The following is a 20110-nucleotide window of genomic DNA, read 5'->3' as shown; positions in this document are numbered from 1 at the left end:
TGGCGCGCGTCCAGGCTGCCGGCGCCGAAGAGCTCGACCGCTCGATCAACACGCTGCCCCTCGGAGACCTTACGGACAGGGAGGGGGTGGCCAACGGCACGCTCAACGCCAACCTCTATCGCATCTATCCGGGCTACAGCACGATCACGCAGGAGGAGAACAGCACAAACTTCAGCTACCACTCCTTGCAGGCAGGAGTGAGAATCGAAAACAAGCATGGCGTAACCTTGCAGCTCGCATATACGTTCTCGCATGAGATCGACGAAGTTAGCAGCGATCTCACCGGACTCTCCAATCCCTTCAATGCCGCTTACGATCGTGGCTCTGGCTCGCTCGATCGCCGCCACATCTTCAACGCGAACTATATTTACAGCCTGCCATTCTTCACCTCGAGTGGAAACCTGCTGGAGAAGACGGTTCTCGGAGGTTGGCAGATTTCAGGTGTGACCGTGGTTGAGTCAGGCTCTCCGCAACCGCTGACATACACCGGATCGGACACACTGGGTCTGGGGGGAGGCACAACGAATCGCCCGGACAAGGTAGCTGGGGTGAGCTATCCCAAGAAGCGTCTGGAATGGTTCTCGACCAGCTCCTTCGCTAATCCTGTAGCGCCGTGGAACGGTGGAGGCAATCAGGGCTTCGGCAACGCAGGTAAGGATGCAGTGGTGTTGCCGGGTCTCTTTAACACGAATCTCTCGCTGTTTAAGAGTTTCCCGCTGGCGCCGAATGAAGGTGCGACGCTGGAAATCCGCTTCGAGTCTTTCAATACCTTCAACCACACAGAGTTCAATGCAATAGATGCGAATACGGCCGACTCGAATTTCGGACAGGTGACAGGTTCTTACGACGCACGCACGCTGCAGCTCGGGGCGAAGATCAAGTTCTGATCGAGTCCGCTGTATTTCCTTGCGGGCGCTTGAATCCTAAACTTCAGGCGCCTGTTCTCTCACTGATTGGAGCTGCCCTTGCCTGACACTCGCTCAATCAGAGATTCATCGTCTTTCGCATGCAATGTACGCGTCTTTGCAAACTCGGCATTCGCTTTGTCCTGTTGGCCGAGAGCCTTATATACACGGGCAAGACGGTAGTGCGCGTCGGGCTGCGTCGGGTCCATCTGTTCGGCATGGAGAAAAGCATTGAGCGCCTGCTGATTCTGTTGCCGGTCGGCATAGACACAACCGAGATCGAAATAAACCAGGCGCAGGCTTGGGTCGTAACGGAGTGCAGCGTTCAGATATTGTTCGGCCGCGGCATCGTCGTTGTTGTGCAACGCGATATCTCCGAGGTAAGCGTTCGCCAACGCAGATTGTGGATTGTTATGAAGTTCAGCTTGAAGCTCGTCAGAGGCTCTGTCGTAATCATGCCCGGTGTAATAGAGGTATCCCAGCTCAAAGTGCAACAGCGGCTCGCCGGGCGAAGTACGTTCCGCGGTCTGCAACTCGGCAATGGCTTCAGGCTTTTTCTCCATCGCATCATATGCTTCGGCCAGCATCATATGCGCCTGGACGGCATCTGGATTGATGCGCAGAATCTGCTGAAATTCGGCCAGCGCGCAATCGTACTGCTTGCTCCACAAGCAGCTCTTGGCAAGCACGCCGCGCAGTTCAGTATTGTTCGTATCCGCGTCGACCGCCTTCCGGAGATAGCCAATGGCCTCAGGGTAGTGATGGAGACCGAAGTACGACATGCCGAGCAGCACAGGAATACGGGGATCGCCCTGCTGTACAGTTCCGGGCGACTGGAAGGCGGCGAGAGCCTTGTCGAAATGTCCAAGCTTGAACTCCGCCAGACCGAGGTCCATGCTGACAATCGGCTGATGAGGAACGAGTGCGAGCGAGCGATGATATTCCACGACGGCGTCAGCAAGCTTGTCCTGGTGTGCGAGAGACAACGCGAGACTCGCATGCGCCGCTGCATTGCGTGGCTCGGCCTGGGTGAGCTGTCTCCAGAGAGCTTCCGCATCGGAGAACTGGCCGGCATTCATATGTGCCGTAGCTTCCGCCGCCAGCGCCTTGTCGACAGCCTGAGCCGGGATCTGTCGAGCATGCCCTGTAGAAACGTAGCAGTGCAACAGAAGCAAGCAAAGCAGCGGTCGAAACCTCCGTAAACTTCCCATGCGCAGGCGCATTGCGGTGATAGGGGAAGCATTCCTTGGCAAAGAATTCATCCCCGAGAGTCTACTGTCTTGCAACGCAGCTGTCGTGCGGAATCTGACAGGAGATTTGGAGTTGTCCTGGCTTGCTCTTCGGGAGCTATACTTCTCAACGCAATCGGGCGGCGGTGCAACCGGCGTCGACTTCCGTACAAAGAGCCTTAGTCGTAGCCAATCGGATCATTGGAGAATGGAGAGTTCGCGTGTCGTACAAAATCGATTTAATTGATAGAAACTTTCGAATCCGCTTCGCCCGTCCAATCTTCACTCTGCTTAGGAGATCCTGGTTTGCGGTTCTTCCTTTTTCCTGCCTTCTGCTCGGTCTCTCCGCAGCTGCCACCCATGCGCATGCTCAAAATGCACCCTATCTGGATACGAAGCTTCCCGCCGCGGAGCGTGCCGCGGACCTCGTACATCGCTTGACACTTGAGGAAAAGGCCTCACAGCTTGTGAATCAGGCCAGGGCCATTCCTCGCCTCAGCATCCCCTCCTATGACTGGTGGAGCGAATCGCTGCACGGAGTCGCTCGTGATGGCACCACCGAGTTTCCGGAGCCGGTCGGATTGGCCGCGACCTTCGATACCGATGCGATTCATCGCATGGCCGTGGTCATCGCAACCGAAGGCCGTATCAAGCACGAACAGGCAGTCCGTAAGAATGGAGGACACAGCGACATCTTTGAGGGGCTCGATTTCTGGGCTCCAAACATCAACATCTTTCGCGACCCCCGTTGGGGGCGCGGGCAGGAGACCTACGGTGAGGATCCATATCTCACCGCACGCATGGGCGTGGCCTTTGTCACCGGAATGCAGGGCGAAGACCCTCGCTACTATCGCGTGATTTCCACCCCGAAGCACTACGCTGTCCATTCCGGACCGGAGTCGACGCGGCACACCGCCGATGTAACGGTGAGTAAGCATGACGAGATCGATACGTATCTTCCGGCCTTCCGCGCCACGGTAACAGAAGCAAAGGCTGGTTCGGTGATGTGCGCATATAACAGCATCAATGGCCAGCCTGCATGCGCGAATGAGTTCCTGCTCGAAGATCAGCTGCGCGGCAAGTGGGGTTTCAAAGGCTACGTCGTCTCGGATTGCGGCGCGGTCGTCGATATCTACCGCAATCATCATTTCGACGCTTCGCAGCCGGAGGCCTCTGCAACAAGCCTGAAGCGAGGGATGGATAACGAGTGCGTCGACTTCACCTTCAAGGTCAAGGATGACCACGACTACAAGCCCTATCTCGATGCTGTGAAGCAGGGATATTTGAAGGAAAGCGATATCGACACCGCGCTGATCCGGCTATTCACCGCGCGCATTCAGCTCGGCATGTTCGATCCGCCGTCCATGGTGCCATATACAAAAATCGATGAGGCCGAGTTGAACAGCTCTGCACATCGGGATCTCGCACGCAGGATCGCTGACGAGTCCATGGTCCTGCTGAAGAATGACGGCACACTTCCGTTGAAGAGCTCCGGCGTAAAGCTGGCCGTAGTTGGCCCGCTGGCGGAACAAACAAAGGTTCTGCTCGGCAATTACAACGGAACTCCGACTCACACGGTTTCTATCCTGGAAGGCATCCGCAAGGAATTCGCCGGAGCCACGATTCAATACGAACCCGGCACGCAATTCCTCAGTCATGCGGCCGAGCCGGTTCCTGTCTCCGCGCTCGTGGTCGACGGTAAACCCGGCATTCGAGTGAGTTACTCCAGTTTGGACATGAGTGACATCAATAGTCTTGCGTCGACGAAACCGTTGGTGACGCGAATTGTCTCCAGCCTCGAGATAGGCGCCGAGCCGCTTCCTACCGAAGTTGCCGATGTGCATCCACTCGCTGTCAGTTGGGACGGCACGCTCACCGCGCCGGAGACCGGAGATTACAACCTTGGGCTGAAGGCGAGCGGCTTCTTCCGCATCCGCGTGGACGGAAAGAGTGTCACTTCATCCTACGAAGGCGATCCGAACCAGGCCAAGCTGGGGCGTGTGCATCTTGAAGCAGGCAAGCCCGCTGCGCTTCACGTGGAATACACACCTCCTGCCACCGGAAAGGCCGTCGCGCAGCTGGTATGGGCGAAGGTGGATCTCAAACCGCAGCCTGCGGCCATTGAGGCAGCAAAGCAGGCGAATGTAGTGATCGCGGTACTGGGCATCAGCAGTGAGCTCGAAGGAGAAGAGATGCAGGTGAGTGAGCCGGGCTTTAAAGGTGGCGATCGCACCAGCATCGAGCTACCGGCGCCGGAGCAGGAGCTGCTCGAGCAATTGGTGAGTACAGGCAAGCCTGTCGTCCTCGTCCTTACGAACGGCAGCGCGCTAGCGGTCAACTGGGCCAGCAAGCACGTCAACGCCATCATCGATTCCTGGTATGCCGGCGAAGAAGGCGGTACTGCTGTGGCCGAAACGCTTTCGGGGAAAAACAACCCCGCTGGGCGTTTGCCGGTTACGTTCTACACCGGAGTCGATCAGCTCCCGCCGTTTGAAGACTATGGAATGAAAGGGCGCACCTACCGCTATTTCACAGGCACGCCGTTGTACCCATTCGGCTACGGGCTTAGCTACACAACCTTCGCCTATCGGGATCTCAAGCTACCCTCCGGTACGGTGGAAGCAGGCCAGGCAATCTCCGCTGAGGCAACGGTGACGAATACCGGCAAGCTGCCGGGCGATGAAGTCTCGCAGCTCTATCTCACCTTCCCGAATGTTCCGGGAGCTCCACTGCGCGCGCTCCGAGGCTTTGAGCGTGTGCATCTGGAGCCCGGCGAATCGAAGACAGTACACTTCCAACTCAGACCGCGTGATCTGAGCATGGTGACAGAGGCGGGTGAACCGATCATCGCCGAGGGCAAGTACGCAGTGTCAGTCGGCGGAGGTCAGCCGAATAACGGAGCACCGACCCTCAGCGGATCATTCGTGGTCCACGGCACCGTTACGCTGCCGGAGTAAAGCGTGCCCGCGATATCACGGCTGCACAGGAATCTCCTGGTGCAGCCGGATATCCGCGGAAGAAGCGCCGATGCGTATATCGACACGGTCACCTTCGAGCGCCCACTGATTCTCCTTCTCGTTCCAGTAAGCGAGGTCGCTGGCCTTCAATGCGATCTGTACGGAGACCGTCTGTCCTGCAGGCACGGGCACGCGACGAAAGCCTTTGAGCTCTTCCTTCGCGCGCGGCACCTTGGAGTTCAGGTGGGAGATATAGAGTTGTACGACTTCATCTCCATCGCGTGATCCGGTATTTGTAACATCCACAGTGGCAGTAAGCTCCTCGCCGCCATGGAGCGATGCCTTGCTCAGGCGCAGGTTGCTATAGCGAAATGTGGTGTAGCTGAGGCCATAGCCGAAAGGGTAGAGCGGCTTATCCTTGAAGTACATATAGGTGCGGCCATCGCGAATGTTGTAGTCCATCATCGGAGGAAGCTGATCGAGCGATGATGGCCACGTAGTTACCAATCGTCCGGCAGGGTTGTAATCTCCAAACAGAACCTTGGCCAGCGCTGTGCCCTCGTCCTGTGAGGCATGCGTCATATGCAGGATCGCCGGCAGATACTGCTCGCTCCAGTTGATGGTGTACGGGAAGCTTGAGATCAGCACCATCACCGTGTGAGGATTCACCGCGTAGACCTGCTTGACCAGCTGCTCCTGCTCCAGCGTGAGCGTCTCCCGGTCCCGCCCCTCGCGGCCATCGGATGGTACGGTGCACGGTAGGGTACCGCCGCCATCGACGGTGGCATGCCAGTCGCGCGCCATATCCGGTCCGCAGGTGGGATCGTTGCCGACGACAACAATGGCGACATCGGATTGGCGTGCAGCGTCGATAGCAGCCTGATTTGCTTCGCTGGCTGCATAGTTCACGCGCACATATGGACCGACAGCCGCCTTGATGCCATCGAGCGGTGTGACCGCATAGGGCGGATAGCCGCCGTACCAGTCCCAATGCACAGAATCGGCGAGCGGACCGATCACGGCAATCGACTTGATCGCCTTCTTGTCGAGAGGCAGAGCATTGTTTTCGTTCTTCAGGAGCACCACGGACTCAAGCGCCATCTTCTGGGAAACAGCATGATGCTCATCGCTGTTCCATGGCTCGGGAGATGTCTGTTCCGCAGATGCCTGCTGCTGGTTTGCGGATGCAGGCACACCCGCTGGCGGTTGCGCATCACTACTGGCGGTGTTTAAGGCAGGCTTAAATTCCTGGCCGGGATTGAGCAGGCCGAGCTTGAGTGAGATCACGAACTTGCGCCGCAGCAGTCCATCGATCTCCGCCTCAGTTACGGAGCCCTCTTTCACTGCGGCCATGGTTTCGTCTTTATAGGTGTCGAGAAACTGGTTGATACCCGCGTGCAGACAGGCAATCACTGCTGCCTTCTGGTCCGGAAAACGTTTGTGGTCGGTCCAGAGCAATTTGACCGCGCCGCCGTCCGAAGAAAGGACGTCGACGCCCCACTGATCTTCCACGATGGATTTAAGAATAGGATTCACAGCCATCGGTGTGCTGTTCCATGCGTTGTAGCTCGCCATCACGCCGCGCGCGCCGCCATCCACAAAGCCCATGCGGAAGGGAACAGAATAATACTCCCAGAACAGGCGCGCATCGAACACCGAGTCTGATTTCGTGCGCAGGTCTTCGTTCGAGTTCGCAAGGAAGTGTTTCAGAAGCGCCGCGGCCTGCCAGTGATTCGGATCGTCGCCCTGCAGACCATGAACGAAGTTGACTACCATGGTGCCGTTGAAGAAGGGGTCTTCTCCATAGACTTCTTCACTACGGCCCCAGCGCGGGTCGCGTGCCAGGTCCGCCTGCGGCCCCCACAGCATATAGATGGGATGGTCGTAGCGTGGCTGTTCGGAGATATACCGGGCTTCCGATCCTTCGACGGCCGCGGCCTGGCGCACCAGATCGGGATCCCAAGTCTCGCCCATGCCGGGCGGCTGCGGAAACTGCGTGGTATAAATAGGCTCCCGGTGGTGCTCTTCATTGCCGCGCTGTACGACACCATGAATTCCCTCGGAGCTGCCAAAGCTCTTCACCCCAAGACGAGGTATCGCCGTGTTGGTGCTGAGGCAATCGATCTTCTCCTCGAGCGTCATGCGCGAGAGAAGGTCCTGGATGCGAGCGTCAGGAGTGAGGGAAGGATTACGAAAGTTGGGAGTCTGTTGCGCAATGGCGGCTGGTAAAAAGAGCGCTGTGCTCAGGCATGCAAGGACGAGTTTCCCCACTCCTGCAGATCGATGGGATGAACGTGTCGTGATCAGAAATATCCCCCGTAAGTAGGCCGTAAACAGGCTCATTGCAACAGGCCAGGGTTGTCAAGAGCGGCCTGTATCAGGCCATGGCAACCAGCTTCATCTTCGTCCGGTGGATAAAAATTCTGTGAACAAAAGAAATCGCGGCGAAGAACCGGGTTCTTCGCCGCGAGGTAGGATTCATGGAGACGATACTTATTTCGCTGGAAGGTTAACATGATAAGTACCTGCCGGCAGTATGAGCTGGCAGGCACCAGCTGCATCGCAGGAGGCATTGTCCGCCTGTGCGCCCTGCTTCAGCAGGCTGTCTTTCGCCGCACCGCCCATCTCGAGCTTCGCGGAAGTGTTCGGCGGAATAGTCACAGTCCAGTTCGTTCCGCTATCCTTCGCGACCCAGCTGGAGCGGATAGCTCCATACGCAGACTTGTACTCGAAGTCGAGATGGCCGATGCGAGTGTCGAACTGCGGATGCAACACGATGGTGTGGTAGCCCGCATCGAGCGGCGTCGCATCCACGCCGGCCGCGTAGCGATAGAGCCACTCCGCCACCGCGCCGTAGGCATAGTGGTTGAAGGAATTCATGCCGGGGTCGCCGAGCATCTTGTCCCCGTTCCACCGCTCCCACATTGTCGTTGCGCCGTGCTCCACCATGTAACCCCATGACGGATATTCGGTGTTGAGCAGCATGCGGTAGGCTACATCGCTGTGCCCGGTCTGGCTCAGCACCTCGAGCAGATACGGCGTGCCCAGAAAGCCGGTGCCGATGAGCCAGTGATTCGCAGCAATGCGGTCGACAAGGTGCTGCGCCGCCTGCGCCCGCATCTCTTCCGGCATAAGGTTCATGTAGAGCGCGAGAGCATAGCCCGTCTGTGTCTGTACCAAGGCAGGCTTTCCGGCAGCGGGAGGCTGATCCGGCTTCCAGCCCACAACGCCGTCCTCATGCACGTATGCCTTCTGGAACGCCGAGCGAACCTTCTCGAACAGGTCGCGATACTTCTGCTCGTCGGCATCGTTGCCGAGGGCATGCGCCATCTCCGCCATCAGCTGTGCGTCATAAGCCCAGTAGGCCGTCGCCAGCAGTGGTTCAGTGGTCGAGCCTTCCGGTGACAGCCAGTCCCCGAACTCGATGCCCATGTTTTTGTGGAAGAGAAAATCGGGGTTCGAGGCTGCGATGGTATCCATGTAGCGTGTCATGGCGGGCCATGCCTGCTTCAGGATCTCCGTATCGCGGTTCTGCAGCCACGAGGTCCACGGGACGATGACGCCGGCATCGCTCCATCCCGGACCATAGCCGGTGTTCACTTTCGTTGTGCCCGGCGCATAGATGCCGAACATGCCTGCTTTGCCGAGCGAGCCATCAAGGTCCCCAGAATATTTGCGCGAGAATGCAGCTAGGTCCATGTCATAAGATGCCGTGCGCCAGAAGACCTGCGCATCCGCCGACCAACCCAGGCGTTCATCGCGCTGCGGGCAGTCAGTGGGCGTGCCGACAAAGTTTGAGCGCTGACCCCACTGGATGTTATGCCAGAGCTGGTTGAGCATCGCATTGCCGGTGCTGAATGTAACGTCGAAAGGCGCGTCGGTGTGGAGAACAATCGCCTGAACTGCGTGCGGTGCGCTCGGCGCAGGAACGCCTGTGATCTCCATGTAGCGGAAGCCATGGAAGGTGAAGCGTGGCTCAAACGTTACCGTCGCGGACGAGGCGAAGGTGTATCGATCGGTAGCCTTGGCATTGCGCAGGTTGGCGACATACAGCGTGCCATCTGGATTCAGCAGTTCGGCGAAGCGTAACTGCATCGTCTCGCCGTTCTTGCCCGCAACGGTGATGCGCGGCACCGCGGCCATGTTCTGGCCAAAGTCATAAATGGTCACACCCGGCTTCGGATGCGTGACCGCGATGGGCTCCATCGAGCGCTCCGCGCGGATCGGCTGGAAAGACTGCCACTCGAGCTTCGGATCGTTCTCCGGCTCTACGAGCATGGCCTCGTGCCAGTCTGCATCCTTGAACGCAGGCTTATCCCAGCCCGGCTGCGCATCGCGTGCATCCTCGGTTTCGCCATCGTAAATCTCTGCGAACTTGATCGAGGAGGTGTCGGCCTTCCAGTCCGGTCCAGTCGAGATCCACTGTGTCGAGCCGTCGCGATACGTAATTCTCAGCTGTGCGCGAAGCGCGGCCTGCGTCCATCCGTAATTATTGCCCTGTCCTACCCATTCCAGCGGCGTCGAATACCATCCCGGGGCAAGCAGGGCGCCGATGGCGTTGCTGCCATGCGTCAGCAGGCGAGTCACATCGTAAGTCTGGTAATAAGCGCGCTGGCGGAAGTCGGTCCAGCCCGGCGCGAGGAAGTCATCGCTCACGCGCTGTCCGTTGATGTCGAACTGATACGCGCCAAGCGCGGTCGCATAGAGGCGCGCTTCGGCGATGGGCTTATCCAGCACAAAGCCGTGGCGCAGACTCGCCACCGCCTGTGTAGGCAGCGGAAGGCCAAGTCTTTCCGTCGCGCCGAAGGCATCGTGCACCATGGGATACACAACCGCGGGCTTCCAGCTTTGATCGTCAAAATTCGGTTGCTGCCAGCCATCGGGAGCCTGAAGGCTGGACTTCCAGTCGCTCTTGCCCGTGGCATACGTGTGAACACTGCCATCGGTGCCTTCGACATAGAGAATCGCGTTCATCGGTGTGATCGCGCCACCGTCGCCGAAGTGTGTAACCTCGACAGCAAGCAGGTTGTGGCCGGCGCTCAGGCGATCGGTTACATCCACGTGGCGATAGGTGCGCCATGGCAGACGGCCCCACGGCGCGGGAGCCCAGGGCGTAATGACCTGAGTGCCGTTCACCCAGGCCGATGGCGTGTCTTCGCCGGTAGCGTAGAGCGTCGCCTTCTTCACTCTCGCAGTCAGATCGAAGCCGAATCTCAGCTCATGACGCACGGGCCCCTTGATCGGTGGCTGCTGCTTCTTAGAGTCTTCAATGTTGGGATTCGTCACCCAATCGGCGTGCGCTTCGCGAATCGCATGCTGCTCGCGGTCTTCATAGCCGATCCACTGGCCCGTCCAGTCCTGCTTCATCAGGCCCGTCTCCCACCAGCTGACTTCACTCGCAGGGTATGCCTTGCCATGCTGGTCCCATACTTCCACGCGCCAGTAATAGCGTGTCTCCGGCTTGAGAGCCGGACCGGCGTAGGCAACATTCACAGATTCGGAAGAAGAAATCTTTCCGCTGTTCCACACATCCGCATGGGTAGAGGCAAGCAGTGCCGGCTTCGTGGCGACCACGATGCGATACGCTGTCTGCACCGCGCCGGAGCGGCTGTCGGCAAGCTTCCAGCTCAGGCGCGGTGCGGCGTTATCGTCTCCGAGCGGCGTTGCGAGATTGTCGCACTCCAGGGCGAAGGGCCGCGCGGGCTGTGCAGGTACAGCGTGCGCGGCGATTGGAAGCAGAAGGCAAAGGGCTGCAGGGACGACCAGTCGATTCTTCATCTCAAACATCAGTTCTCATCTTTTCGGGGGTGGTGCTGCGCCTCAGAAATGGAAGCGCAGCGACAGCTGAATGTTTCTCGGGATGTTGGTCTGCGCGAAGTTGGTGATCTGGCCGAAGGTCGTGTCGTTCACCCCGGTATCGGGGCCTGCGAGATGCGGCGTGGATTGAGATCGTTCAGTGGAAAGGGCAGCAGATCCCGCAGAGATCGGCAGACCATTTCTCACTGCATGCCGAAAGAATACTGCATCGTGGGTGAAATCTGGCGGATATGCTTCAAGGAGTACTGCCATCCGCCTTGCACATAGAAGTCGACAGCTGCCCTCCCGGTTTGCAAGAGTCCCTCAAAAAGAGGCCGTTCGAGGTGCTCCAGCCTCCCTGCTCGTCCGATTGCATGCGAAGCAAAATCATCTGAACATGGAAGGGGATTACATCGCTGGCTGCTGAGGGAAGCAGCATCAGAGAGAGGGAGTGGTCCCTCACGGAAGGAGTTCTTGGACATGACGCGGTTGCGAACGGCTTTTCTATGTGGCACGTTGCTGGCAGGTGGATGGACTTTTGCGCAGACGGCTTCACCTGCGCCATCGAACGCGCAGCTCGCGAGCCCGGAGATCGAGCGCAAGGTCAATGCGCTCCTGGCACGCATGACGCTTCAGGAAAAGATCGGTCAGCTCGTCCAGTACAGCGCGACCGAGGCCCACCCGGACAAGAGCGTGGGGCCTGGCACCGCTGCGCTGAATGTGAATCCGCCGGGTCCTGGAGGTGTCGACAGCTACGAGCTCGCGCAGAAAGGTGAGCTGGGCTCCATGCTGAATACCGTGGGGCAGGGCCTCACCAACCACTTCCAGCATGCCGCCGTCGACAACACCCGGCTTCACATTCCGCTGCTCTTCGGAGCCGATGTCATCCACGGCTTTCGCACCATCTTTCCCGTTCCGCTTGGAACAGCGTCCAGCTGGGATCCCGAGATGATTACCGAGCTCGCCCACATGGCTGCGGTAGAGGCGCGTACCGCGGGCGTGAACTGGGTCTACTCTCCGATGGTCGATATCGCGCGGGATGCACGATGGGGCCGCTGCACCGAAGGCGCGGGCGAAGATCCGTATCTGGGGTCGGCTATCGCCCGGGCGTACATCCACGGCTATCAGGGAGCCAGCCTCTCCGACCCCTCCTCGGTCGCTGCCTCGGTTAAGCATTTTGCCGCTTACGGAGCTGCCGAAGCGGGACGCGAGTACAACACAACGGACATGAGCGATCTCCTGTTGCGTCAGGTCTATCTCCAGCCATACCACGCAGCGGTGGAAGCCGGCTCGGCAACGATCATGTCTGCCTTCAACTCGCTCAATGGCGTGCCTGCGAGTGCCAATCCCTATCTGTTGCAGACCATCCTCCGTGACGAATGGGGCTTCGATGGCCCGGTCGTTTCCGACTACACCGCGGTCATGGAGCTGACGCATCACGGCATTGCCCTCGATGCGGCCTCTGCAACCGAGAAGGCGTTCACCGCAGGCGTGGACATCGACATGAACGCGCACTTCTATGACGTCGAACTGCCTGCACTGATTTCATCCGGCAAGGTGCCGATGTCGGTCGTGGATGAAGCGGTGCGGCGGGTGCTTCGTGTGAAGTTCGCGCTGGGTTTGTTCGATCATCCGTTCACGGAAGGTCCTGAAGTGACAAAGGCTGTGCCGGAGCACAGGGCTCTGGCGCGGCGTGCGGCCGAAGAATCCTTTGTCCTGCTGCAGAACCAGCCGGTAAATGGCCAGCCACTTCTTCCGCTCGCCGCGCAGGCGCGAAAGCTGGCCCTGATCGGGCCTCTCGCGGATGACTCGAAGGACATGGTCGGGGCATGGTCCGGAGCCAACAACTTCGACGATGTGAGAACACTGCGGGAGACGCTGACCCAGCGTGCGAGCGAGCATGGGAATTCGATTCTCTACGCGAAGGGAACGGACATTACCGGGACCTCGACCTCAGGGTTCGCGGAAGCGGTGAGTGCGGCGCAGAGCGCAGACCTGGTGGTGATGGCTCTGGGGGAATCGAGCGACATGAGCGGCGAAGCTGGCTCGAGGGCCTATCTCGATCTGCCGGGCAATCAGCAGCAGTTGCTCGAAGCCGTGCAGGCTACCGGAAAACCGATCGTCCTGCTTATTTTCTCTGGACGTCCGCTCGTGCTCGACTGGGCTGCGGCGCATGTGCCCGCGATCATGGAGGTGTGGTTCCCCGGCATGGAAACCGGCCCTGCCATTGCCGATGTTCTTTATGGAGTGACCGCGCCGAGTGGCAAGCTGACGATGAGTTTCCCGCGTGCCGTAGGACAGGAGCCTCTCTACTATAACCAGCTTCCCACCGGCCGCCCGGTACAGAAGTTCGATCCTGCCCATCCGAATGCCTATGTCGAGACCAAGTACGTGTCGAAGTATCTGGACGTCCCGAATGACGCGCTCTTTCCCTTCGGCCACGGTCTCACCTATACCACGTTCCGCTATGCCGATATCTCTATCTCGCATGACACGCTGAGTGCGGACGCTCTGGAGGCAGATCGAAAGTCACAGCCGATAATCGCAACAGCGAAGGTGACGAATACCGGCAGCCGCGAAGGCACAGAGGTTGTGCAGTGCTACATCAACGTTCGCGGCGCAAGCACGGAACAGCCCGTGCGAACGCTGAAGGGATTCGCACGAGTCACACTCAAGCCCGGTGAAACGCGTACGGTTCGCTTTCCTCTCGGCTTCGAGGAACTCTCCTTCTACAACGTGAAGTCACAGCAGGTTGTAGAAAGCGATACCGAATACACGGTGTACATCGGTGGAAGCTCAACAGCAGAGCTGGCAACGCACTTCCGCGTGACGCGATAGCCACAAAAAAAGATGAAGTTCCGGCACAAAAAAATGAGACGGAAAGCTGGCCGCCTTCCGTCTCCAAGCGCAGGTAAAAAGTTAGAAGAGAAGCTTGAGAGCCAGCTGGATCTCGCGCGGCGTGTTGGCCTGCGAGGTAATCTCGCCGAAGGTTGTGTCTGTCACGCCTGTGTCCGGGCCGCTGAACTGCACCTGGTTAAGCACGTTGAAGGCTTCGGCGCGGAACTGCACCTTGAGGCGTTCGTAGGCATGGAATTCTTTGAAGAGTGAGAGGTCCGTGCTGTTGAGCCCCGGCGAGCGCAGGTTGTCGTAGTACGCCGGTCCATCCCCGAGAGTGAAGGCCGAGGGCTGGCTGAAGTCTTCCGTGTTGAAGTATCGGTTGAGGCGGTTCTTCACCGAGCCGGACAAGCTGGCATTGCGGAAGTTTGTATTCGCGCGCAGCGTCTGGAAGTTGAAGCTCGAGAGCGTATTGCTGGCGCTGATCGAGAGAGGATTGCCGCCCTGGACGGTAGTAATGCCGTTAACCTGCCATCCGCCGAAGAGCGTATCTTCCCAGCGCGAAATGCCACTGCCGAACATCCTTCCGCGTCCGAACGGCAGCTGATAGATGTAGCTGACGACGAAGCGCTGGCGAATATCCTGTGATGCGATCGCGTAGTCGGCCATCGGGTGGAAGCTGTCCTGGTGATCGCTGCCGTTGGCGTAGTTCTTCGACCATGCGTAGGAGGCCTGAATCTGGAGGCCGTTCGAGAGACGCTTGTTCAGCGTGGCCTGCAGACCGTCATACTGCGAGTTGCCGCCGGTGTAGCGCAGCGGCTCCATGCTGGTGAACTGCGGAAACTTCTTCAGCAGCTGACCGCGCGTGGTGGTCGATGCGGATAAGGTGTTGCTGGTGATTGTGCCGTAGAAAGGATTGGCGACGGTATCGTCCAATGCCGAACCCAGGGAGAGATCCGCTGTCGGAAGCTGATCGAAGTCCATGCCGCCTTCGTAGCTCTGCAGCAGCTTGCGTCCCCGATTGCCCACGTAGGCGATGTCGAAGGTCATCTGTCCGGGAAGCGACTGCTGAATGTCGAGGCCATACTGCACGGTGTAAGGCGACGGCGAGTTCTGATAGACGCCTTCAATCGCACCGCCCGCGCCGGTAGACAGGCCATCGGCAGCACCGGGCGGAGTGGTGAAGCCGCCTGGGAAGGGGTTATCGAGCGTGTTGTACGGAGTGATGCCGTCGAGCGAACTGACCCAGGTATTTTGCACGCGCCATCCGTATGGACCTACGGTGCCGGCTGCTGCCTGGTTCGAAGCTCCATAGACGATGCCTGCGCCGCCATGCACGACTGTCGTCTCGCGAGGAGACCACGCAAAGCCGAAGCGGGGAGCAAAGTTGTTTCCATCCACGTGGTACTGGTAGCGGCTGCGGCCATCGACGCCGACAAAAACAAGGCCGCCGGTGAGTCCGGGCAGTGCGCTGGCCAGAGGCGAGGCCACACTCGGATCGAAGTAGTTCATGCGGTTGTAACGTTCGGTGCGAGGCATGTCGATGTCGTAGCGGACACCGTAATTCAAAGTAAGTTTCGGCAGAATGTGCCAGTCGTCCTGTGCATAGCCGGCATAGTAGAAACTCTGCGTAGCGACGTCCTTATAGTCCTGGATCATGTCGCCGGTGCCTGTACCGAGCAGCATCGAGGCGAGGCCGTTGCCCGTGTTGGCGCTGGCCGAGTTCGGATCCGGTCCCTGGGTCCAGCTGGTGGGGAAGCTGAAGTTGCCCGAGCTGTCCGCGCTCTCGTTGTCGTTGACGCGGATGATGCGGCCATCGAAGCCGAACTTGAAGACGTGCTCGCCACGGACGAGGGTCAGCGAAGAGAGCAGGCTGTACGTCATGAAGGCGTTATGGCGGTAGCCGTTATTGCCCAGGCCCTGATAGCCGGAGGGAGAGAAGACCGGGAAGAGCGATACGCCGCTGGCTGCATCGATCGTAGATGGCAGGCCCAGGCTGGTCTCATCGAAGCCGAGGCTGGTATTCGCATACTCATATAAGGTGCGGGCGAACCCCAGCCGGGCGTCGAAGATCGTCCGGGCATTGGGTGTGGCCGTGTAGCCCAACGTCAGGCCGCGCGAAAAGTCCTGCCCATCGATGAGGCCTTCCGCCACGGCGTCGGCCTGGGGAAAGAGCGGTCTGGGGTCGGAATCGTAGTAGCGGTTGGAGTAGCGGCCGAAAATCTTCTCACGATCGTTCAGCGTGTGGTCGATGCGGACGTCCCAGGCAAGCGTCTCGGTGTCGGTTGCTCCGGTTGCGTAATAGTTGTTGGCGTTGGTCGTGCTGTTGCCGGTCACATTGGGCAGCGGATAGTAGTTCAAGGCCTTCAGAGCTACCTGGCTCATCATGTTCGCCGGGATGATGTTCCCAGCGAAAGCGTCGCGCGTGTACCCGGTTCCTGCCGCGTTCAGGCGGGTAGTGAAAGGGTTGTAGATCGTGATGAGCTGCCCGTTCGAGGCGTAAGTCGAGGAGAAGTCCCCCTGCCGCTGCGCCAGTGTCGGCACGGTTGCCGTCAGTGACTGGAACTGGTTCTGGAAAAGCAGCTCGGTCGAGGCCAGGAAGAACGTCTTGTCATGGAAGATCGGACCATCGAGAATGCCGCCGAACTGGTTGCGATGGAAAGCAGGCAGTGGGGTGTTGTTGCGGTTGGAAAAGAAAGTGTTGGCATCCATGTCCGAGTTCCGCAGGAACTCGAAGGCCGTTCCGTGGAACTGGTTGGTGCCGGATTTGTAGACCACGTTCAGAATGCCATCCAGCGTGCGGCCATATTCCGCCGGATAGTTCTGGGCGAGCAGGCGGAATTGGCCGATCGCGTCCACCGAGGGAAAGATGCCGACGCCCTGATAGCCATTCACGGTAGGGAACCCGGCGGGCGTTCCGTCGACGAGGATGTCGCCGTACTCGTTGTCGCCGCCGTCGATCGAATAGCTGACAGCGTTATAGTCATTCCCGATGGACCCGGTGTAACCGGGCACGAGTTCGAGCAGAGAGTAGGATTCGCGGGTGTTCAGCGGCAGGTTGGCGATGGATGTTCCGTTGACCTCGGCGCTGACCGTGGATGAGACCGTGTCGAGGTCGGAGACGTCGGAACTTACGCTGACACTCTGCTGAACCTGCCCCACGGAGAGGGTCACATCCTGCGTGGCGTTCTGGTTCAGTTCAAGACGGATACCGGCCTGGTCATAGCTGCCGAAGCCGGAGACTTCGACATGCAGGGTATAGGTGCCAGTTGGCAGGTCGAGGAACTGGTACTCGCCGCGCTCATTGGTCACAGCCTGATGATGGGCATTGGTGGAGGTCTCCGTCGCCGTCAGCGCCGCGCCGTTCAGCACGCCGCCAGAGGAGTCATGGACGGTTCCGGTAAGGCTGCCGCCGGTGGTCTGGGCGAACGCTCCATGGCCGGCGATCAACACGGCAGACAGAGCCAGGGGTAAGAACCGTCGCAGGTTCCTGGGTTGCATCGAACTGTCTCCTTAAAAGTAAGAGGGAAGTCTCGTGTGGAGCCCGCCTTTGGGCAGGCTTCCACCTCGTGGGTTATCGCTTTGCGGTTTGGGGGTGAGGCCAGATTGACTCTAGGGCGCGTATCGACGTAGCCGCCTCGCTGTTTCACCGTGAAAGGGGATGTGGCGTGTCTAAGCTCTATCCCGTAAGAGATTTACCTGTTGTTCAACGAGCTTCCTCGCAACCGTTGCAGGCCACGTGTTTCATACAGCATTCACACGATTGCTCTTTACTAAGGACACACCTGTGACGTCCCCCAGTTCCATTCAGGAAGACATCGCCGAGCCTTCTCAGATCGACCCGCGCTGGGCGCTTGCGAAGAGAATCGCCGAGTCTGCAACCTTCGCACGCTCCGAACAACTGCCCAAGCTGCTCCTTTATGTATGCCGGATGGCCATCACCGAGCCGGTGGAGGCGATCAACGAGCAGCGTATCGGCGTGGAGGTCTTCGGACGTGCCCGCAACTATGACTCCGCCGTTGACGGCATCGTTCGCTCCCACGCGACACGCCTGCGGCAGCGCCTGGAACGCTACTTCCGCACCGAAGGCGCGGAGGAGACGCTGCGGCTAGAAATTCCGCGAGGCAGCTACATTCCACGCTTCTATTCGGTGGAGCAGCCGGCCGAATTGCCCTTGGCGGTAGCAGCGGGCGAGGCCGCTACGGAAGCCGACTCTTCGGCCGCGGAAGCAGAGCTGGCTCTCTCTTCTGAAAAACATTGGGCCTGGCAAAGATGGATACCCGGCTTCGTGGCCGGTGTTGTCGCCGCCATCCTGCTGATCGCCGTCGTGCTCCATCTTCGCCACGATGCAGCGGTTGCGAATCGCGCTACAGCGCCGGACGGGCAGACCGCAGTGGAGCGGCGATTCTGGGAGAGCCTGTTTCCAAAATCGGGAAAGACGCTCATCGTGACCGGCGACAGCGGTCTGGTGCTCTACGAGACGCTGACCCAGCAGGAGCTGACTCTCGCCGACTATGTGAGCGGGGATTATCGCGATTTCACACGCGCCAGGGGAATCCACTCGTCTGCATCGGGCGATCTTACGCTGGATCTGGCCTCGCGCCGATACACGAGCGTGATCGACCAGGGGATCTCCGAGCAGCTCTCGCATCTGCCGGAGTGGAACCACGATCATGCGTCGACGATCTTCGCGCGCGACCTGCGACCCGCAGATGCGGCGGCTGCCAATCTGATTCTCATCGGCTCACGCGAAGCGAACCCCTGGGTGTCGTTGGTCGAACCTGCCATGAACTTCGTGCTGACCAAGCGGAACAGCAAAAACTTTTTCTTCGTGAATCGGTCACCGAAGCCCGGCGAACTGCAGGCCTATACCCCTCGCGACGACGACGGCAACCTCGGCGCGGCAAACGTCTACGGAGACATCGCCTACCTCCCGAATCCAGGCGGGCAGGGCATGGTGCTGGTGCTTTGCGGCCTGTGGATGTCCGGCACGCAGTCGGCGGGAAAGTTTGTGCTCGAGGACCGGCGCTTTTCCGACTGGCTGGAGTCAATCGCCGCCCCGGACGGCAGTATCCCACCCTTCGAACTGCTGCTCTCGACGCGGAACCTGCAGGGCAATTCTGCCTACACGGAGATTGCAGCAAAGCGTGTGCGCGGTCGATAAAAAGCGGCATGCACACCGGCGCAGGCCAAAGTTTGATAGGAATTATTGAGCGATAATCTCTGCTGAAGTCTTGCGCAGCGCCAGCGCCTCGCGAAGAAGCTGATTGCGTATCAGCAGCTCGGCGAGCAGCTGGCGAAGGCTTCCGACCTGCGCCTCAAGCCAATGGATCTCTTCTTCCAAAGCAGTCATCTCCGAACTCGGTGGAATCGTCATCGGAATATCCAACCTGTCCCCGTCGGCTGAGGTTGAGGGCTCCTTATGCATCCGGGCCAAAGCCTTCGCTCAATATGCGACTTGCCAGGTCTTATTTAGGGTAGGCTGTTGGGAGGCGGCCCGCTCGTCCGGAAGCGCCATAGAGTATTCCGAAAATGCCAATTGTCCAGGCGCCGAAACCGAAGACCATCCGCGGAGTTGTGGTGGAAGACGCGTCCGTATATCGCGTCGATCTTACGGAGCACAGAAGTACGGAAGCTCACGCGCACGACCAGGGACAGCTGTTTTCACTCAAGAGCGGTCTTTGTATCGTCGAAACCACAGCTGGTTCATGGCTTTTCCCACCCCGAAGATGTGGCTGGATTCCTGCCGGGCATCCTCATTCGGTGCGTTCGGGCGGGCAGATCAGTGGATGGTCTCTGTATCTCGCTCCGCTGCTGTGTGAGGCGCTGCCTAAAATCCCGATGGTGCTCTCACTGTCCCCGTTGTTGGAGCATCTCGTCCAGCGAGTTGCGACGTGGAAGGATGCTCCACCCTCTGAGCGTGCCAGAAAGAGCTTTCTCGAGGTCCTAGTCGACGAGATCAGAATGGCACAGGAGCAGCCGCTGCATCTGCCGGTGCCGCAGGATCCGCGCCTGAGCCGTCTGGTGGACGAGATCAGCAAGAACCCAGAGCAGGATCGGCCGCTGCAGGAATGGGCGCGGCAACTCGGCATGTCGGAGCGCTCCCTGCAGAGAGAATTTCACCGCGAAACAGGCATGACCATCGGCCAATGGCGCCAGCAGTTCCGAATCCTGGTGGCGATCGAGAGACTCTCGAAGGGAATGTCCGTCACCGAGACGTGCTTTGCCGTTGGCTATAACAACGTGAGTGCGTTCATCAAAGCCTTCAAGCGCATTGTCGGCGTCACGCCTACGGAGTACCGGACGGATCTGTCTCTCTCCTTCGCCGGCTGAAAGATCGATCGACAGAGGCTGATGGAATAAGATCAATCGCACACGTCACTGTGTC

General features: G+C 59.2%; 10 protein-coding genes and 1 pseudogene. 5 read left to right on the top strand and 6 right to left on the bottom strand.

Annotated features, from left to right (window positions below; translation table 11 throughout):
- Nucleotides 1-887, top strand: a pseudogene (locus tag QM649_RS05310) (hypothetical protein); the annotation flags it as partial.
- A gap of 59 nt (nt 888-946) precedes the next feature.
- Here QM649_RS05310 and QM649_RS05305 read toward each other — a convergent pair.
- Nucleotides 947-2116 carry a tetratricopeptide repeat protein gene (locus QM649_RS05305; protein ID WP_415197977.1) on the bottom strand — a complete coding sequence of 390 codons (1170 nt, stop codon included), beginning with the start codon at nt 2114-2116 and terminating at the stop codon, nt 947-949.
- A 485-nt stretch (nt 2117-2601) separates the two neighbouring features.
- Here QM649_RS05305 and QM649_RS05300 point away from each other — a divergent pair, with 485 nt between their 5' ends.
- A complete protein-coding gene (locus QM649_RS05300; RefSeq protein WP_415197976.1) occupies nt 2602-5091 on the top strand; it encodes a glycoside hydrolase family 3 C-terminal domain-containing protein in 2490 nt (829 codons plus the stop codon).
- Between the two features lie 15 nt (nt 5092-5106).
- On the opposite strand, the gene QM649_RS05295 is transcribed toward QM649_RS05300, so the two are convergent.
- The 3 genes from QM649_RS05295 to QM649_RS05285 form a co-directional block, all read right to left on the bottom strand.
- Nucleotides 5107-7233: a glycoside hydrolase family 3 C-terminal domain-containing protein gene (locus QM649_RS05295; RefSeq protein WP_415197975.1), complete on the bottom strand. Its 2127-nt coding sequence runs from the start codon at nt 7231-7233 to the stop codon at nt 5107-5109.
- 351 nt (nt 7234-7584) lie between these two features.
- Nucleotides 7585-10869 (bottom strand): family 78 glycoside hydrolase catalytic domain, encoded by a 3285-nt coding sequence (locus QM649_RS05290; RefSeq protein WP_415197974.1) that lies wholly within the window; start codon nt 10867-10869, stop codon nt 7585-7587.
- 42 nt (nt 10870-10911) lie between these two features.
- Nucleotides 10912-11160 (bottom strand): hypothetical protein, encoded by a 249-nt coding sequence (locus QM649_RS05285; RefSeq protein WP_415197973.1) that lies wholly within the window; start codon nt 11158-11160, stop codon nt 10912-10914.
- A 207-nt stretch (nt 11161-11367) separates the two neighbouring features.
- Between QM649_RS05285 and QM649_RS05280 the strand changes: the two genes are divergently transcribed.
- Entirely contained in the window at nt 11368-13725 is a 2358-nt protein-coding gene (locus QM649_RS05280) for a glycoside hydrolase family 3 N-terminal domain-containing protein (protein WP_415197972.1), read from the top strand.
- 81 nt (nt 13726-13806) lie between these two features.
- Here QM649_RS05280 and QM649_RS05275 read toward each other — a convergent pair whose 3' ends face one another.
- Nucleotides 13807-17223: a carboxypeptidase regulatory-like domain-containing protein gene (locus QM649_RS05275; RefSeq protein ID WP_415197971.1), complete on the bottom strand. Its 3417-nt coding sequence runs from the start codon at nt 17221-17223 to the stop codon at nt 13807-13809.
- A gap of 286 nt (nt 17224-17509) precedes the next feature.
- On the opposite strand from QM649_RS05275, the gene QM649_RS05270 reads away from it, so the two are divergent.
- Entirely contained in the window at nt 17510-18886 is a 1377-nt protein-coding gene (locus QM649_RS05270) for a hypothetical protein (RefSeq protein ID WP_415197970.1), read from the top strand.
- Between the two features lie 42 nt (nt 18887-18928).
- On the opposite strand, the gene QM649_RS05265 is transcribed toward QM649_RS05270, so the two are convergent.
- The gene (locus tag QM649_RS05265) at nt 18929-19099 is read right to left on the bottom strand and encodes a hypothetical protein (protein WP_415197969.1); all 171 of its coding nucleotides are present in this window, start codon (nt 19097-19099) and stop codon (nt 18929-18931) included.
- 587 nt (nt 19100-19686) lie between these two features.
- Between QM649_RS05265 and QM649_RS05260 the strand changes: the two genes are divergently transcribed.
- Nucleotides 19687-20055: a helix-turn-helix domain-containing protein gene (locus QM649_RS05260; protein ID WP_415197968.1), complete on the top strand. Its 369-nt coding sequence runs from the start codon at nt 19687-19689 to the stop codon at nt 20053-20055.
- Nucleotides 20056-20110: the final 55 nt, after the last annotated feature.

Source organism: Silvibacterium sp., from assembly GCF_047605705.1.
GTDB lineage: Bacteria > Acidobacteriota > Terriglobia > Terriglobales > Acidobacteriaceae > Silvibacterium.
The sequence above is the reverse complement of the archived record's forward strand: the minus strand, read 5'-3'. Positions and strand labels throughout refer to the sequence as shown.